Below are 17,228 nucleotides of genomic sequence, written 5' to 3'. Positions count from 1 at the left end.
AGCTGGGTAGCTACGTGTGGAAAGGATAAGTGCTGAAAGCATCTAAGCATGAAGCCCCCCTCAAGATGAGACTTCCTATCATTTTAAATGAGTAAGATCCCTCAGAGACGATGAGGTTAATAGGTTTGAGGTGGAAGCGTGGCGACACGTGGAGCTGACAAATACTAATCGATCGAGGACTTAACTAACTTCTTTCGATGTCAAGATTACTCTTATTTAGTTTTCAGGATACAAATCCTAATTGAAAAATATTAAAGGAAGTTCACTTAAAACCGTCCACGTCCTGGGACTCCGATTACTCGTCCCACCGAAAATCATTTGTGGACAACACCGAACGACCTACATCGTGTAGGCCTGGTAGTGATGGCGGAGAGGTCACACCTGTTCCCATACCGAACACAGAAGTTAAGCTCTCCAGCGCCGATGGTAGTTGGGGGTTACCCCTGCGAGAGTAGGACGCCGCCAGGCAATAATGAAGACAGAATACATAATAATGTATTCTGTTTTTTTTTTTAGTTGAAAAACTATTCCATTATGTAATCTCGAAGTTCACAGTGATTCGGCTAAAGTTCATATGACTGGGGCTTAGCTAAGTCAATTGGTAGTCTTAGACAATTAAATAGTTTTATAATTTTTAGTTTGGGTGAGCTTTCTCTTGTGACAACCCTGAACCATCTGTAGTGAATTAGTTTACAGAAATAGACAGATTATTGTTTGAATATGTTAAAATTAATTTAAGATTGAAAATTAGAGGGGTAAAAAGGGGGATATTATGAATGTTTTAGTGTTTGGTGCTGGAGCAGTTGGTGCTTATTTTGGTGGAAGGATGTTAGAGGCAAACCATTCAGTATCATTTTTTGTTAGAGAAAAACGTGCAAAGCAGTTAAAAGAGGAAGGGTTAAAATTAATTAGCCCAGAGGGTGATTTTGTAACAAAAAATCTGACCTTACATACATCTGAGAAAGAGGTTAAAAATACTGATCTAATTATCCTAGCGGTAAAAGGATATCATTTAGAACATGTCATTCCACAGTTAAAGATAATTATGGAACAAACTGGAGCATTTGTGTTACCGTTACTGAATGGTTTCGAACATATCGATAAATTAGATCAAGCGGTTGGGAAGGAAAAAGTATTAGGTGGATTCGCATATATTTTTGCTACATTAAATCAACAAGGTCATGTTGTTCATGGGGGAAATAGTAGTTCTATTAAATTCGGTTCACGACATGAGTCTCAAATAGAAGTTTGTAATCAATTAAATTCAATGAATCAACATGTAAAAACAAATCTATTATTAGACGAAAACATTATAAAAGAGATGTGGAGAAAATATTTATTAATTACTGCTTTTTCTGGCATTACATCTGCAACGCAATTACCTTCAGGATTTACTATAAACTCAGAGTCTACATTTAATGTTTTAAAAAATATTTTATTGGAAATGAATCTCATTGCTGAAAAAGAAGGTGTTATCTTTGCAAGAGAAGAAGTTGATAAAATTATAAGTTTATTTAAACAATATCCAAATGATACTACATCTTCTATGCATCAGGATTTGAGAAAAGGATTACCAATTGAGGTGGAACATCTTCAGGGTGGAGCGGTTCGCTATGCTCAAAAACACAACGTTACAATCCCGGTGATTGAGACCATTTACGGAATATTAAAGCCGTATGAGAATGGTAAACCAAATTAATGTTATATCAAGGAACAAATAGCATACCAAGATAAAACTGGTATGCTATTTGTTATTTAGTATTCAGTTTTTCTTCTATGGAGGTGCAATACTTATCGCTACTATTGTTTAATTTTCTTTTGGCTCTTTCTTTTTACGATTAAAGGAGTTTACGATGGACGCAATTGCTCCGTCACCTGTAACGTTTGTTGCTGTGCCAAAGCTGTCTTGTGCTAGGTATAAAGCAATCATTAATGAAACCATTGTAGGTCCGAAACCAAGCATACTTTCAAGAAGACCTATAGCAGCCATAACAGCTCCACCTGGAATACCGGGTGCTGCAACCATTGTAATACCTAGCATTAAAATAAATGGAAAATAAGCACTCAAAGTTTCAACCTGTCCCTGAAGGAATAATACAGCTAAGGAACAACTAACAATTGTAATTGTACTTCCGGATAAATGAATAGTAGCAAATAAGGGAACTGTAAAATCAACTATATTATCATCTGCTTTAAGCTTCTTTGCATGTTTAAGTGTAACTGGTATTGTTGCTGCTGACGATTGAGTTCCTAATGCAGTAAAGTAAGCCGGTGACATCGTTTTTAACATTTTAAAAGGATTCTGTTTACTTAGAGAACCAGCAACTGTATATTGGAAAATTAAATATAATATGTGAAGTATGATAATCATAACAAATACTTTTATAAATACACTCAGTATAACAGCCACTTGACCAGTATGAGTCATATTAGCGAATATCCCAAAAATATGAATAGGTAAGAGTGGGATAATGAATTTCTCAATTACTAATTGAACGATTTCTTTAAATTCAATCATCGTTTTAAGAAGGGTGTCTTGTTTGATAGCTGCTAATCCAATTCCAAGGATGAAAGACAAAAGAAGTGCCGTCATAACTTCCATTGGTGCTGGCATTTCAACCGTTAAAAATGGCTGACTTAATCCTTCAGATGGATCTGTAAAAGCCTTAAGGGATTGGTTGTTAAGTAGTGTAGGGTATAAGCCTTTTGCTACGAAAAAGGCGAATAACCCGGCAATGACTGTTGAAAAGTAAGCAAAAAAAGCACTCATCCCTAATAATTTCCCAGCACCCCGACCCATTGTGCCGATTCCTGGGGTAATGAAACCAATTATAATAAAAGGTATGATGAAACTTAAAAAGTTGCCAAATAATCCATTAAATGTTGCAAACAAACGAATAAAAAATTCATTTGCAAATGAACCTATAAGGATACCTAAAACAATAGCGATAATTATACGTGTTAAAAGTCCGATACGTTTCAAAAGTAACTCTCCTTATTTTTTAATACATACTTTTTTTATTTTACTACATAGTTCGACAAATGCATAGATATATAATGAAAAAGCACGCCATAATAAGGCGTGCTTTTCATTAATGATGCATTTGTTGTTGATTTCCACCCATGCCGCTCATAGCAGAGACAAATGGTAGTACTTTTTGTACCGTTTGACCTAAACCTTGATTTTTCTTGGTCATTGTGTAATAAGTTGCAGCTCCTATGCCAACAGATGCTATAATTGGTAACCAATTTTGATTATTCATTTGCATCCTTATCACCCTTTCAAGATATTAGTCAAGACAGTATTATCTTGTGATAGAATCGAGTGTTCATGCTAGGTATCATCTACCAGTTTGTGTTAGAATTCTGGGCGGCGTTCATTCCGGCAAGTCTTCCTGTTACAAGAGCTGATGTGATATTATATCCACCGGTATAACCATGGATATCTAATATTTCTCCGCAAAAATATAAACCACGCATTTTTTTTGATTTCATTGTATTTGGAATAATTTCTTTTATTGAGATTCCACCGCCTGTTACAAATGCCTTTTCTAAAGGGAGCGATCCATAAACAGAGAAAGTAAAATTTTTCATGTTATGTACGATAGCACGGATACTTTCTTTTGAGATATTCGCACATTTTTGTTCATCATTTATTTGGTTTTGTTGTAAGATAAAAGATAAAAATCGTTCAGGAACAATTCCTTTTATCGTATTTTTAAATGCTTTTTTTGGATTGTCATTAATCGTTTTAGTAATATTTTGAATCAATTTTTCCTCATGTTCATCGGGTAAAGCATCAAGAACCATAGTAACTTGCTCTCTACCACGCATTAGTTCTTTCACGACGAATTGAGAACATCTCAATGTTGCAGGACCTGAAATACCAAAATGTGTAAATATCATATCCATACGATGCGTGATGATTGGTTTATTCCGTTTATTTAAAACGGACAGTTCAATATCTCTTAAAGATAAACCTTGTAATACTTTATTTTTAATAAATTCTTCGTTTGATTTTAATGCTACTTCTGTTGGGTATAGTTCTGTTATAGTATGCCCGGCTTTTTTTGCCCAAGCATAACCGTCGCCTGTTGAACCTGTGTGGGGTACGGCTTTTCCGCCAACAGCAATGACTACTGATTTTGTTGTTATTTTGTGACCATTTTCTTTTAAAATGACGGTATGTTCATTTTGATCAAAATGAATAGCTTCTACTGGGGAATTTAATATTACTTCTACCTTTAGTTCTGCCATTTTATTTATTAGGGCATCAACTACGGATTTAGCGGAATTAGACTTCGGAAACATTCTTCCATGGTCTTCTTCCTTCAGAGTTACACCCATACCTTCAAAAAAATCAATGATATCGTAATTATTAAATATAGAGAATGCACTATATAAAAATTTTCCATTCCCTGGTATATGTTTAATAACTTCTTCTTGGGGCAGGCGATTGGTAACATTACATCTTCCACCACCTGAAATAGCTAATTTCTTTCCCAACTTTTTTCCTTTTTCAATTAACATTGTTTTAGCACCATGTTCCGCTGCTGCAATGGCGGCCATTAATCCCGAAGGACCGCCCCCGATAACTATGACATCATAATTCAACATTTTTCATTCCTTTCGGTAGTATCATACCATTTACATATGTAGTAACTCAATTCCAACTTGCTGTGTTAAGAAATAGACGCGAAAACTCCTTAAAATTTAGGATTACTCGAAAATAATTATCGAAGAATCTAGAAAAATCTTTTAAAGTTTACGTTGTAACGTTATCTATCAACTATGGAATGTGGTAAAATAACGTGTATATGTGTACTCTAGTTTATTATGCTTGTTCAAAAGGTGGATAAAAAGGACCAAGTTAGCTAAAGTCGTAATATTCTATTTCAACGCTTCTCGATGTTGTATACAGAAGAAGTGCTTTTCTTTTTCAAGGCGTGATTGAACTTAATCGGAGATCTATCATACTGAAGTGTTATTTTTACAGGACTTTTGAACAACTTCATATAGAAAAATGAGAATCAAGGTGAAAATATGTCGAATATAGTAAAAGGTGCATTTATTTTAACGCTAGCATCTTTTTTATCTAAGTTTTTAGGGATGATCTACGTTATCCCATTTAATGCTTTAGTAGGTGAAACTGGTGGGACGTTATTTAGTTTTGCATACACACCTTATAGTATTTTTATTAGTCTTTCTACAGTTGGAATTCCTGTGGCTGTTTCTAAGTTTGTTTCTAAATATAATTCATTAGGGGATTTTGAAACAGGCTTTAAAATGTTCAGAATAGCAAGTAAAATCATGGCGATAACAGGTATTGTCGCTTTTTTAGTGTTGTTTTTCAGTGCAGAGTGGCTTGCGCACTGGATGATTACAAGCGATGATCCTGTTGGTATTACAGTTGAGGATGTTACCTTTGTTACAAAAATGGTAAGTTTCGCCCTACTCATCATCCCTGTTATGAGTATTTCCCGAGGTTTTTTTCAAGGTTATGAAACGATGAAGCCGACAGCTATTTCCCAAGTGATTGAACAAATTATTAGGATTTTATTTATTTTAGTTGGTGCATTCGTCATTATTAAAGTAATGGGCGGGTCTGTTGTTGCAGCAGTTGGTTTTTCTACTTTTGCTGCATTTATTGGTGCCTTAGCATCTTGTATTGTTTTATTTATTTATTGGAAGAAAACAAAACCTTCCATTAATGAGAAGTTACAAATGCAACAAAAGTCTTATGATGTTTCAACAAAAGAATTGTTAGTGGAATTATTCCGATATGCTGGACCTTTTATATTAGTAGGGTTAGCTATTCCGCTATATCAATTGGTAGACCAGTTTACATTTGAAAGAGCTATGGTTGCTGCAGGGTTAGAGGAAATATGGGAATTAGCTTATGCTGTTATTAATTATTACGGGCATAAGATTGTAATCATCCCGATGACGATAGCAACAGGACTATCTTTATCCTTATTACCTACTTTAACAAAGTCTTTTACGCAAAATAATCGAGAACTTTTAAACAATCAAATCAATCAAGCATTACAGATTGTATTTGTGCTTGTTATTCCTGCTGCAGTTGGAATGGCGATTTTATCTAACGAAACATATGGAGCTTTATATGGACTGAATGATATTGCAGGTCCACTATTAGCTTGGTATTCCCCAGTAGTTTTATTGTTTGGTTTATTTAGTGTAAGTGCCGCTATTTTACAAGGGATTAATGAACAACGTTTTGCAGTAGTTAGTTTGTTAGCAGGTTTACTTGTGAAAATATTATTAAACGCTCAACTCATTCACTGGTTTGGAGCGAAAGGGGCAATATTTGGAACAGCTTTAGCCTCTGGAATAGCCGTTTTTCTTAATTTGATCCATATTAAAAAATCGATACATTTTAGTTATATGCAGCTTTTCAAACGTACTTTACTTATTCTAATTTTTACATCCATTATGGCAATTGCTGTTTGGATTGTGAAATTAGTTCTAGAATTTATTATTCCAGCGGAAACCCGTATAAATGTTATCATTCATCTAATGGTCGGAGTAATGGTTGGTGGTGGAGTTTATTTATATCTTGCCCAAACATCTACATTACTTGAACGAATTTTAGGTAAACGTGTTTCAATCGATTTAATTAGAAGAAAACGAAATAGATAAAGTTAAAAAATTTGTTAGAAGGCTATATTTCTCCTCTGACTGTTAATCCCCACTTAAATTTTGCTTTTCGATTTACGTAGGGGAATACGGCCAGTTAAAGACGTAGAAAGATGGGTGAATGTACAATGCGTTTAGATAAGTTATTAGCTAATATGGGTTTTGGTAGTAGAAAAGATGTAAAAAGCCTACTAAAGAAAAAACAAGTATTCGTTAATGGGGTAGTAGCTAAAGATGGTAGCAAACATGTTAATCCAGAGATGGACAAAGTAGTGGTAGATGGGAAACAAGTCGTATATAAGAAATATATTTATCTGATGATGAATAAACCACCAGGAGTTATATCAGCTACCGTTGATCAAAAAGAAAAAACAGTTATCGATCTATTAACGAAAGAACATCAATTATTTGAACCATTTCCAGTAGGAAGGCTGGACAAGGATACGGAAGGCTTACTATTAATAACGAATGATGGGGAGCTAGGCCATCGTTTGACTTCTCCGAAAAAAGAAGTAGGGAAGACTTATTATGCAAAAATACAAGGCATCGTTACTAAGTCGGACGTGGAAGCTTTTAAAAAAGGAATCGTTATAGATGATGGATATCAATGTAAACCTGCTCGACTTGACATACTTCAAAGTAATGAAGTTTCGGAAATAGAGATTACCATAACAGAAGGGAAATTCCATCAAGTAAAAAGAATGTTTGAAGCGGTAGGGAAGAAAGTGGTCTATTTAAAAAGACTCCAGATGGGAAAACTTAAGCTAGACGAAATGTTAGCTTTAGGTACGTACCGGGAATTAAATGAGGAGGAGCTAACATATTGTCAAAAGCTTAATTAGGAGGAAGAAAATGGGCCAAATCCCACATTATTTCATTGCTATTCAACTTTCCCAGAAATTACAAGATACTTTCGCTTCATGGCAAAATAAGCTACAAGGTGAATTACCTTATAAACAGTGGTATAACAAAAAAGATTTGCATATAACACTGAAATTCTTAGGGGCGGTAGATGATGAAAAATTAGATGAACTAACAGCTCGTTTAAAGCAAGTAGAAGAACTATCTGCTTTTAGTATGAAAGTTGGTACATTAGGTACGTTTGGTAATCCAATAAATCCACGTGTCCTATGGGCTGGAGTGGAAAGGGTGGAGCCATTAAATAAAGTTCAACAGACTGTTGAATTAGCCGCATTAGAAGTTGGTTTTCCTAAAGAAAATAGGAATTATAGTCCTCATATTACGTTAGCAAAAAAATGGAACGGTAAAACTAGTCTTTCATATAAAGAGGTTGTGGAAAAATGGAAGAAAGAATATACTTTACAAGCTTCTTTGTATGTTAGTGAAATAACATTGTATCAGATACATCCAAATCGAAAACCAAAATACGAACCGGTTAGGAAATTTAAATTACGTTAAACTGTGATAGAAATAAAAAAGAAGAAGGAGGGGTGGAGAAGATGGCACAATTGATAAAGTTAAAAGACTATATTTCCCGTTATGAATGGGATCTATATAGATACCCAACACAATTTATTCGCGTTAAGAAACAAAATTGGAAAAAGTTATATGAGATGTGGTCAAATCCTGTTACGTACACACCTGATATAGAATTTGATGATTATATTGAAGTTGAACGTCCATCAAAGTTTGCAAAATGGAAAGCATTTATAAAAAAAGAGACCAATCAAGAACAAGAAAATGAAGCTAATCCAAAACAGAAATTAACCGAATTACCAGAAACAGAAGAGGAATTAAAGCATTACTTTTTAGACAAAATATTAAACTTTCAATTGAAATGGGCTACATCAACAGTGAATCGTATTTCTTATGTTCATAAAAAGTATTATACGGATCCATTATTAAAGTATCTTTTACAACGCTTTCCGGATACTTATTTACTAATGTATACCCCTGTTTTTAATGTGAAAGATGTTCCTATTGACAGTGAAATTTTATTAGTCTCCCCAATAGGTATAGAGATTTTATACTTTATAGAAGAAGACGATCAAGCTGTTATTATGGCAGGAAATGAAAGAGTTTGGACGGTCGAAAGGAATAATGAGACTTTTAAAATTTTAAATCCAAATATTGCTTTGAAGCGTACAGAACAGATTATTAAAAGTATATTACTCATGCATGAGATAGAATTTCCAGTTTATAAGACGGTTATATCACGTACAAATTCAATTCTTTTTACAAATGAACCGTATCAAACTAAAATAGTTGGAAAGAAAGAATATCCTACTTGGTTTCATGATAGGCGTAAATTAATATCAACATTAAAAAGTAATCAATTAAAAGCTGCCGAGGCTTTATTGCGTCATTGTCAATCTACCTCTGTTCAGCGGCCAGAATGGGACGATGATATTAGTATCCAAACGATTGGTGATCTGGAGGATTTATGAGGGAGATAAAGTTTCGTAAAATTAGTAAAACTGATATATTGTTTGCTGAAATTTCGATAAAACAATACAAAAAATCAACAAAATGAATAAAAATCGCATGAAATGGTTGTAATTTAGATTTTATACCTATAAAATATGAAAAGAAATGCTATTTTTGAAAGATGTGAATACAACATGTTGGAATGGATTGAACAAGCATTAGGAGATGGCTGGAAGTTAACAACAGCAGGTGGTTTAACCGGTGAAGCCTTCTTTGCTAAAAAAGATGATAAACAGTTATTTCTAAAACGTAATTCTTCTCCGTTTTTAGCTGTTTTATCCGCAGAAGGAATTGTTCCCAAGCTTGTGTGGACGAGACGAATGGAAAATGGTGATGTCATAACTGCACAAGAATGGTTGGAAGGACGAGAATTAAAACCAGATGATATGAAGGATGAAAAGGTAGCTAGCCTTTTACACAAAATTCACCATTCCACTGAATTACTAGATATGTTAATGAGAATTGGGATTACACCTTTAACTTCAGATGATATATTCCAAACAATTAATAAACAACTTTCTCAGTTGGATTTACTAAAAGACAATGTAGATGTTCAAATTGCCTTAAAACACCTTGAAATATTATTACCGAAAACAAGAGGTCAAAAACTTGTTGTATGTCACAATGACCTTAATCATAACAACTTATTAATGTCTAAAAATGGAAGCTTGTATTTGATAGACTGGGATAATGCAACTATTGCTGATCCCGCTTCTGATTTTGGTTTAATATTAAAGTGGTATATACCTAAAGATAAATGGCGCAATTGGTTAAAAAACTATGGAATCGAGAAAGATGATAATATATTAGAAAGAATGTACTGGTATTTAATTCATGACAGTTTACATTACTTAATATGGCATTTAAGAAGAAAAGAGCCCGCAAAAGTGATGGAAAGATTGCGGGATTTAAAGGGATTAAACGATCAAGTGGAAAAAATGATATAAATGATTGTTTAACACATGCTATAAAGTTGTATTTTGTATTGCACTCATCCAAGTTTCTAAATTTTCTTTATTAGCTGTAATGTGATCTTCTACATTATTTGTGTTTTCACCTTGCATTCCATAATTATAGATCTCAGGAAGTAACTGTAGTAGTTGGTCATCTGTTATTTCATTTTTTGCCATCATATTTTTTACTAATCGTTTAATCTGCTGATATTCTGATACTTCAGCACAACAATCTACACATTGCTCATCAAGAATATCATGTAATAATGTTAATAAATGATTTGTATTTAGTGTCATCGGAATCACCTCATGACACTATTTTTTGTCATTTTCTATTTTCTATACTTCGCAGATAAGAAAGTATAAAACTTTCTCTCTAAAAACTAAGGCATTCGCCAATTTCTATGGCACATGCCGAGTTTTCTAAGAATTACATCTAAGTTAAAATACTAAAAAGAGAGGTACAAACATGCGTCAACGTAATAAACCATGGGCTGATGACTTTTTAATGGAAAATACTCAGTTAATTATCCCCAATCCTAGTAATTATAAAGGAAAATGGAATACGTTATTTGAAAACAATAATCCCATCCATATAGAAGTTGGTACGGGGAAAGGACAATTTATTGTTGGTATGGCTAAACAATATCCTGATGTTAACTTTATTGGAATTGAATTGGCAAAAAGTATTGTTGTGACCGCAGCAGAAAAGGTATTAGAAGCTGATCCTACAAATGTATTATTATTGAATGAAAATGCCAGTGATTTAACAGAAATATTTGCTGAAGATGAAGTGTCCACTATTTATTTAAATTTTTCCGATCCATGGCCCAAAAACCGTCATGAGAAACGAAGATTGACATACAAAGCATTTTTAGATCAATACAAAGCAATACTCAAACAACCAGGACAAGTCATATTTAAAACGGATAACCGTGAACTGTTTGAATATTCCCTTGTGAGCTTAACCGATTATGGTCTAAGGCTAGAAGAAGTTAATTTGGATTTACATGCTATCCAAGATGAATCAAATATAATGACCGAGTATGAAGAAAAGTTCTCGGCAAAAGGTCAACCTATTTATCGATTAAAAGCTTACTTTTAATCGATAACAGCAGTGATTCGTTAACTCACCAAACAAAAACCTGTATTAGGGAGAAAGTCTCCCTTAATACAGGTTTTTTGGGTCTTAATTAATTAGTTATTACGGTTATTGTTCTTACGATTGCGATTACGATTGTTGTTGTCGTTGTTGTTATCGAAATCGTTGAACTCATTCTCATTCGCAAATTCAACATTATTTACTTCATTGTTGTTATTATTATCGTTGTTGTTGTTGTTGTTGTTGTTGTTATTGCGATTGCGGTTGTTTTTCGCCATATTAATCGACCCTCCTACTAAGTATTTGATGAAATAATTTTACGAAAAGGGCCCTTTTCTATTGAGGTATTTCATCGACAAGTTATATTCTGCCCAAAAATAACAAATTAAACCCTTTAATTCGACATTTTTTTACAACAAATAATATTTAATTTTATTTTGTACATTGGAAACATAATTATACGTCGGCTACTGGGATAAACTGTATTCAGTTGGTTAATATAAGACAGGAAAAATATATTATAGGTTGGTGAATATAAATGTATAAACTATTATCCCATAATGATTTAGATGGAGTCGGTTGTGGAATCTTGGCTAAGCTTGCTTTTGGAAATCATGTCAGGGTTCGTTATAATTCTGTAGGTAGTTTAAATAGAGAAGTTGAATGGTTTTTAGAAAATGAAAAAGATACATTTTTATTTATAACGGATTTATCTGTAAATGAGAAAAATGAAATCCGGTTAGAAGAATATTATAAAGATGGTGGAAAACTTCAGTTAATTGACCACCATCAAACAGCACTTTCTTTTAATGATTATGATTGGGGTCATGTTATTGTTGAAGATGAAGAGGAGCGTTTAACTTCTGCAACATCTTTATTTTATGAATATTTATTGAACCATGAATTTCTTGAATCATCTAAGGCTGTGGAAGAATTTGTAGAATTAGTGAGGCAATACGATACTTGGGAATGGGAGAAAAATAGTAATGAAAAAGCACAGCGTCTGAATTCTTTATTTTTCCTAGTTTCCATCGAGGAATTTGAAGAGGTAATGATCCAACGGCTTCAGTCTAATGATCATTTCTTTTTTGATGAATTTGAGGAAAAGATTCTTAATATGGAAGAAAATAAGATTGAACGATACATACGGAAAAAACGACGAGAATTAGTTCAGAAAAAAGTTGGAGAATTGTATGCGGGAGTTGTATTTGCAGAGTCCTATCATTCCGAATTAGGAAATCAACTTGGTAAGGAATATCCACATCTAGATTATATTGCTATTTTAAATATTGGTGGACGGCGAATGGGTTTTCGAACCATTCATGATCATATTGACGTTTCAGAAGTTGCTGTACGATTTGATGGCGGGGGTCATGCAAAAGCAGCGGGATGTACGATGAATGATCTTGCGTTCCGATTATTTGTGGAAGAAACATTTGAACTTGATCCCTTACACGAGGATGCGAAAAGGAATCGTTTTAACATGAAAGAATCATCTTTTGGAACGTTGTATAAAACAAAATCCGATAATATTCTTTTTATTTGTCAAGAGGAAGAAAACTGGGTAATTGAAAGAGATAATGTTAAGTTGGAGCGACAGTTCTTCAGTTTTCAAGAAGCCGAAATGTATTTAAAAAGAAAATACGAAGCATGGCTTGCTAAAGATGAGGTTTTTGTACAATACTTAATGAATCGAGTGAAGAATAATAAGAGTGATGAATAAATGTAAAATGGCGCATTTCCTGTGTAGGAAAGCGCCTTATCTTATCCATTTAAGACATTCGCTGAGCCTGATAGCGATAGCGAATGCCCCTATTCACGATTTTTATTGACCTTCTTGATATAGTCTATGTCTTCTTCTTCGGAAAATTCCGTTTGGAGACGGGTGTTTAAAACGCTAAAAGGTTCACGATGGTTATATTGTTTCTTTAACACCTTTTCTTTCATATAAACATGAAATAGAGCTTCACTAATTGCTATGAAAAAGGCTGCAAAACCTGATACAATTCCAATAGGTGTAGTTGGATAAATAAACATACTTGATAATACCCAAATCCCCACAAAAGCCAATCCAAAGTCGGCAATGGTTGCAACGACATTATTAAACCTAGGTAATATAAAGAGGTCACCTATTATATAAGCAATTCCAGTTACTAATGCACTAATAAGAAGAAATTCACCAAGCGTTGCAGATTCGAAAATGGCTAAAAGGGAATATAATATAATTAAAATTGTCATAAATTTGATTGCTAATGCTTTTATATGTCTCATCATACTTTCCTTTCTTTTTTTTTGTTAGTATTAGATAAGGCGATAAGAAATATGCAAATAAGGAAAGTGACCATTAATTACATTATTGATTTTTTTAAAAAAACTAGACCATCGTGGATGATGGTCTAGTTTAATCAGAGGAACTTTAATTTCCAGACATTTCATTTCCATTTGGGCTTGATTGATTATTACTTTGGCTGCTGATCATAGACTGGAATTGTTCTGTTACTTGTTGGACATTAGGGTTGCTTAACGTATTTTGAACCATATTGGAAACTTGTTGTGGTATCTTTTGTAAAGAACCATTTTGCATTCCTTTACCTATTCCATAAATCGCTGCACCAGCTGCACCTATCGTTAGTAGAGAAGTCATCATACTCCGGTTATTCATGGAATCACCCTTTGTCAATTTTAGCTTCCTTAAATGGAAGCAAACTTAGTTTGATAAAATTAGCTAAGATATATACATCTCTTTGTTTACCAATTCCGTACATCATTTGGTGTCATACTCATCATATATAAGTCGGGTAACCTGAGTGGATTCCCCTTTTTCGATTTCTTTGTCAGTTGCATTTTTACCATAAGAATCTTCAGGGTCTATTCCTGGTGCCTGTGCAGATTCAGTAATTTGTAATTTATGCATTCTTTCCTCTTTCTCCATCCTATTTCACTCCTAATGTAATAAATAATTTTGCTCCATTAGAGCAGTCGCAATCTGTTCTTCAGTAATTACATTATCATTAAATTCAATTTTTATTTCACCGTCTTCTGTGTCGATTAAGACTCTTTCCATTCCGTCATATTCATTTAAAAAATGTTCAATGTGTTGAATAACTTGGCCAGTTGTAGCCTCTTTTACAAAAAAAGTTATTTCAGCCATCTGTATTCTCCCTTTAATGAGTTATCCTTATTATTATTATTCCGATTTCTTATAAAAAATGTTTAAAAAGAAGTACTTGTATTAAATGGAAACAAAATGGTTCTATACTTCCCTAAAAAAAGTTCTTGACTTTTTGTATCATAATTTGTATTATGAAATAAAATAATAGAATCTTTAAATCAGTCCTGTGAGGCTGGTAAGGTTGAACGTGACAATTCATTTTATGTAAGCAAAGTAATATATTATTATTTTGTTATCTCTTCATGTGCACCTTGCCAAAATTCAGGCAAGGTTTTTTGTTTTTGGAATATAATAGACAAAAAGGATTCTATACAGGGAGAGATAGAATATGTCACAACGAGAAATCCAAGTGGATGAACGGTTGCCATTTTTTCAAAGTTTACCGTTAAGTTTTCAACATTTGTTTGCAATGTTTGGTTCCACTGTGTTAGTTCCAATTTTGTTTGGTGTTGATCCTGCTACGATTCTTTTAATGAACGGTTTTGGAACGATTTTATATATTTTTATAACAAAAGGAAAAATACCGGCTTTTCTAGGTTCTAGTTTCGCCTTTATCTCACCAGTAACAGCAGTATTAACAGATGGTGGAGGATATGGTGCAGCATTAGGTGGATTCTTCGTTGTTGGTCTAGTCTTAACACTTGTGGGATTATTAGTTAAAGTGGTTGGGACAAAGTGGATTGATTTTATTTTTCCTCCAGCAGCTATGGGAGCAATCGTAGCGGTTATCGGTTTAGAACTTGTTCCAACTGCAGCGGATATGGCAGGATTATTAAGAGGACCAGACGTTCCAATCGATACAACTGCTATAACAGTATCTTTACTAACCTTAGCTTCTACCATTATTTATTGGGTTACAATGAGGGGATTCTTAAAAATCATACCTATTTTACTTGGAATTGTAACAGGTTATGTTATTGCAGCTATTTATGGAATAGTAGATTTTTCTGCTGTTAGCGAAGCAAGATGGATTCAAATGCCAACCTATTATGGGATTGAATTTAACTGGTCTGATATTATCATTATTTTACCTGCAGCATTAGTGTTAATCCCAGAACATATTGGTCACCTTGTTGTAACAGGAGATATTGTAAAAAAAGATTTAGTGAAAGATCCCGGATTGGATCGTTCCTTATTAGGTAATGGAATTTCAACGATGATATCAAGTTTCCTTGGTTCCACGCCAAATACAACGTATGGTGAGAATATTGGAGTTCTAGCTATTTCCCGTGTGTATTCTACTTGGATTATTGGAGGAGCTGCATTAATAGCAATTGTATTATCATTCTGTGGAAAACTTGCTGCGTTAATACAGTCTATTCCTACTCCAGTTATGGGTGGTATCTCGTTACTTCTATTCGGAATTATTGCTGTTAGTGGTCTCCGCATGTTAGTTGAACAAAATGTAGACTACAATAATTCACAAAACTTAATTTTGACTTGTGTAGTGTTGGGTATTGGAATTAGCGGGGCATCTTTATCACTCGGTGCTGTATCGTTATCTGGTATGGGCTTAGCAACAGTTGTTGCCATTTTATTAAGTTTGTTCTTTAGACTATTGGATTTTCTTAAATTATCAAATGAATAAAATATACATTCCTCAAAACTCTACAGCTACCTGTAGGGTTTTTCTTATATCTAAAAATAGACGGGAATCTAAATAGTTCCGTTATATTTAACTCATACCAGTGTGAACTTATAACCATATAATATTATGGGAGAATCATTTCTGTGAAAAAGGGAGGGAATAAAATGTTTCCTAATAGGCCAATGCGTTCAATGGGGCCAGGTAACAGAAGACCATCAAGGCCAATGCGTGATCCATTTTTATTTGGTGGGCCACCTAGACAAAGAAGAGAATATAAACAGCAATCAAACCTTAAAAATGTAATGTCTATGTTTCAAACAGAAGATGGAAATATAGATTTAGAAAAAATTATGGGAACTGCCGACCAAATTAATGGTATTTATAAACAAGTCAGTCCAATGATTTCAAAATTTATTAAAAAGTAAATAATAAAAATGAATCCGTAACCTTAATAAATTCACGAGCAATCGCTTAAGTCGTCGGCGATTGCTTGGCTTTCAAATATTCGAGATAAGTTTTTGTATGGAAAGAATAAATTACTCAAATCTAGAGGAAAACTATTATGGAAGTAACTTTATGGAAAGGAAAAGGAAATGATGTATGTTAAAGACACCAAACGAAGAAAATGGGCAATGTTGCAAAAATGGGAGAATCTATTATTTGTCCATTGGTCGGTTTCAGCAGAATTACTAAAGAAACACCTACCTCCAGGATTAGAATTAGACCTTTGGGAAGATAGTGCATGGATAAGTATAGTTACATTTAAAGTTAATAAAACTCGTATACGTTATTTGCCTAGAATTCCTTACATACCATCTATGTTACAAGTAAATGTTCGTACGTATGTTACAAAAAACGGAGAGAAAGGAGTCTATTTTTTTACAGTAGATACAAATAAGCTTTCAGCAGCTACTGGTGCTAGGTTGTTTACGTTACCGTACTTTAAGGCATCTATGAAAATGACAAAACGATTCGGATTTTTTACGATGATTAGCTCAAGAAATAAATCGAATGCAAAATGGAAAGTACGCTATAAAAGCCAAGGAAATCCTTCCTATCCCGATCCATCAAGTATTGATCATTGGTTATTGGAGAGGTATGTAGCTTGGAGTTATAAATATGGAAAACTGTATAGAGGAGATATTAAACATAGTTGTTGGAAAGTACAACAAGCAAAGATGGAAATAAAAGAAAATTCCTTACTAGCATTTTTATCAAAGCAGTTGAAAAAGAAACAACCAATTATTCACTTTGCAGAATCAAAGGTGGCAGTGAATTGGATTCCGAAAAAAGAAGAATAAGTAAGGT

General features: G+C 33.7%; 20 protein-coding genes and 2 rRNA genes. 13 read left to right on the top strand and 9 right to left on the bottom strand.

Annotated elements, in window-relative coordinates:
• From A9178_RS10105 to A9178_RS10095, 3 genes are all read left to right on the top strand, one after another.
• A 23S ribosomal RNA gene (locus A9178_RS10105) occupies window positions 1–188 on the top strand; the annotation flags it as partial.
• Between the two features lie 165 nt (window positions 189–353).
• Window positions 354–468, top strand: a 5S ribosomal RNA gene (gene rrf, locus A9178_RS10100).
• A gap of 304 nt (window positions 469–772) precedes the next feature.
• Window positions 773–1,699 carry a ketopantoate reductase family protein gene (locus tag A9178_RS10095; protein WP_068674883.1) on the top strand — a complete coding sequence of 309 codons (927 nt, stop codon included), beginning with the start codon at window positions 773–775 and terminating at the stop codon, window positions 1,697–1,699.
• A gap of 108 nt (window positions 1,700–1,807) precedes the next feature.
• On the opposite strand, the gene A9178_RS10090 is transcribed toward A9178_RS10095, so the two are convergent.
• The 3 genes from A9178_RS10090 to A9178_RS10085 all read right to left on the bottom strand — a co-directional run bounded on the left by A9178_RS10090 (window position 1,808) and on the right by A9178_RS10085 (window position 4,614).
• On the bottom strand, window positions 1,808–2,983 hold the full coding sequence (locus A9178_RS10090) for a dicarboxylate/amino acid:cation symporter (protein ID WP_068674881.1): 1,176 nt from the start codon (window positions 2,981–2,983) through the stop codon (window positions 1,808–1,810).
• Window positions 2,984–3,092: 109 nt separating this feature from the next.
• Entirely contained in the window at window positions 3,093–3,269 is a 177-nt protein-coding gene (locus A9178_RS18955) for a hypothetical protein (protein WP_156520741.1), read from the bottom strand.
• Between the two features lie 76 nt (window positions 3,270–3,345).
• On the bottom strand, window positions 3,346–4,614 hold the full coding sequence (locus tag A9178_RS10085) for a BaiN/RdsA family NAD(P)/FAD-dependent oxidoreductase (protein WP_068674914.1): 1,269 nt from the start codon (window positions 4,612–4,614) through the stop codon (window positions 3,346–3,348).
• A 429-nt stretch (window positions 4,615–5,043) separates the two neighbouring features.
• On the opposite strand from A9178_RS10085, the gene A9178_RS10080 reads away from it, so the two are divergent.
• The 5 genes from A9178_RS10080 (at window position 5,044) to A9178_RS10060 (ending at window position 10,052) form a co-directional block, all read left to right on the top strand.
• Window positions 5,044–6,660 (top strand): putative polysaccharide biosynthesis protein, encoded by a 1,617-nt coding sequence (locus A9178_RS10080; RefSeq protein WP_068674879.1) that lies wholly within the window; start codon window positions 5,044–5,046, stop codon window positions 6,658–6,660.
• Window positions 6,661–6,785: 125 nt separating this feature from the next.
• Window positions 6,786–7,499 carry a pseudouridine synthase gene (locus A9178_RS10075; RefSeq protein WP_068674877.1) on the top strand — a complete coding sequence of 238 codons (714 nt, stop codon included), beginning with the start codon at window positions 6,786–6,788 and terminating at the stop codon, window positions 7,497–7,499.
• A gap of 10 nt (window positions 7,500–7,509) precedes the next feature.
• Window positions 7,510–8,076, top strand: a complete 567-nt coding sequence (gene thpR, locus A9178_RS10070; protein WP_068674875.1) for an RNA 2',3'-cyclic phosphodiesterase — start codon at window positions 7,510–7,512, stop codon at window positions 8,074–8,076.
• Window positions 8,077–8,117: 41 nt separating this feature from the next.
• Complete coding sequence (locus tag A9178_RS10065) at window positions 8,118–9,065, top strand: hypothetical protein (protein WP_068674871.1); 948 nt, start codon at window positions 8,118–8,120, stop codon at window positions 9,063–9,065.
• Window positions 9,066–9,239: 174 nt separating this feature from the next.
• Complete coding sequence (locus A9178_RS10060; RefSeq protein WP_068674869.1) at window positions 9,240–10,052, top strand: phosphotransferase family protein; 813 nt, start codon at window positions 9,240–9,242, stop codon at window positions 10,050–10,052.
• Between the two features lie 18 nt (window positions 10,053–10,070).
• On the opposite strand, the gene A9178_RS10055 is transcribed toward A9178_RS10060, so the two are convergent.
• Window positions 10,071–10,355: a YtzH-like family protein gene (locus A9178_RS10055; protein WP_068674867.1), complete on the bottom strand. Its 285-nt coding sequence runs from the start codon at window positions 10,353–10,355 to the stop codon at window positions 10,071–10,073.
• Between the two features lie 172 nt (window positions 10,356–10,527).
• Between A9178_RS10055 and trmB the strand changes: the two genes are divergently transcribed.
• Complete coding sequence (gene trmB / locus A9178_RS10050; protein WP_068674865.1) at window positions 10,528–11,163, top strand: tRNA (guanosine(46)-N7)-methyltransferase TrmB; 636 nt, start codon at window positions 10,528–10,530, stop codon at window positions 11,161–11,163.
• Window positions 11,164–11,255: 92 nt separating this feature from the next.
• Here trmB and A9178_RS10045 read toward each other — a convergent pair whose 3' ends face one another.
• Window positions 11,256–11,438: a hypothetical protein gene (locus A9178_RS10045; protein WP_068674863.1), complete on the bottom strand. Its 183-nt coding sequence runs from the start codon at window positions 11,436–11,438 to the stop codon at window positions 11,256–11,258.
• A gap of 260 nt (window positions 11,439–11,698) precedes the next feature.
• Between A9178_RS10045 and A9178_RS10040 the strand changes: the two genes are divergently transcribed.
• Complete coding sequence (locus tag A9178_RS10040) at window positions 11,699–12,883, top strand: DHH family phosphoesterase (RefSeq protein WP_068674861.1); 1,185 nt, start codon at window positions 11,699–11,701, stop codon at window positions 12,881–12,883.
• 89 nt (window positions 12,884–12,972) lie between these two features.
• Here the strand turns inward: A9178_RS10040 and A9178_RS10035 are convergent, their stop codons facing one another.
• From A9178_RS10035 to A9178_RS10025, 4 genes are all read right to left on the bottom strand, one after another.
• Entirely contained in the window at window positions 12,973–13,431 is a 459-nt protein-coding gene (locus A9178_RS10035; RefSeq protein ID WP_197482175.1) for a YndM family protein, read from the bottom strand.
• Window positions 13,432–13,576: 145 nt separating this feature from the next.
• The gene (locus A9178_RS10030) at window positions 13,577–13,822 is read right to left on the bottom strand and encodes a hypothetical protein (protein ID WP_156520740.1); all 246 of its coding nucleotides are present in this window, start codon (window positions 13,820–13,822) and stop codon (window positions 13,577–13,579) included.
• 102 nt (window positions 13,823–13,924) lie between these two features.
• Entirely contained in the window at window positions 13,925–14,092 is a 168-nt protein-coding gene (locus A9178_RS18950; protein ID WP_156520739.1) for a hypothetical protein, read from the bottom strand.
• Between the two features lie 12 nt (window positions 14,093–14,104).
• Window positions 14,105–14,311 (bottom strand): heavy-metal-associated domain-containing protein, encoded by a 207-nt coding sequence (locus A9178_RS10025; protein ID WP_068674856.1) that lies wholly within the window; start codon window positions 14,309–14,311, stop codon window positions 14,105–14,107.
• A 349-nt stretch (window positions 14,312–14,660) separates the two neighbouring features.
• Here A9178_RS10025 and uraA point away from each other — a divergent pair, with 349 nt between their 5' ends.
• The 3 genes from uraA (at window position 14,661) to A9178_RS10010 (ending at window position 17,221) form a co-directional block, all read left to right on the top strand.
• On the top strand, window positions 14,661–15,920 hold the full coding sequence (gene uraA, locus A9178_RS10020) for a uracil permease (protein ID WP_068674854.1): 1,260 nt from the start codon (window positions 14,661–14,663) through the stop codon (window positions 15,918–15,920).
• A 164-nt stretch (window positions 15,921–16,084) separates the two neighbouring features.
• A complete protein-coding gene (locus A9178_RS10015) occupies window positions 16,085–16,345 on the top strand; it encodes a YppG family protein (RefSeq protein ID WP_068674853.1) in 261 nt (86 codons plus the stop codon).
• 168 nt (window positions 16,346–16,513) lie between these two features.
• Window positions 16,514–17,221 carry a YqjF family protein gene (locus tag A9178_RS10010; protein ID WP_068674852.1) on the top strand — a complete coding sequence of 236 codons (708 nt, stop codon included), beginning with the start codon at window positions 16,514–16,516 and terminating at the stop codon, window positions 17,219–17,221.
• Window positions 17,222–17,228 lie beyond the last annotated feature (7 nt).

It is taken from the genome of Oceanobacillus sp. Castelsardo, from assembly GCF_001659985.1.
In the GTDB taxonomy this organism is placed as follows: Bacteria; Bacillota; Bacilli; order Bacillales; family Amphibacillaceae; genus Oceanobacillus.
This window is presented reverse-complemented; position numbering and strand designations above follow the sequence as displayed.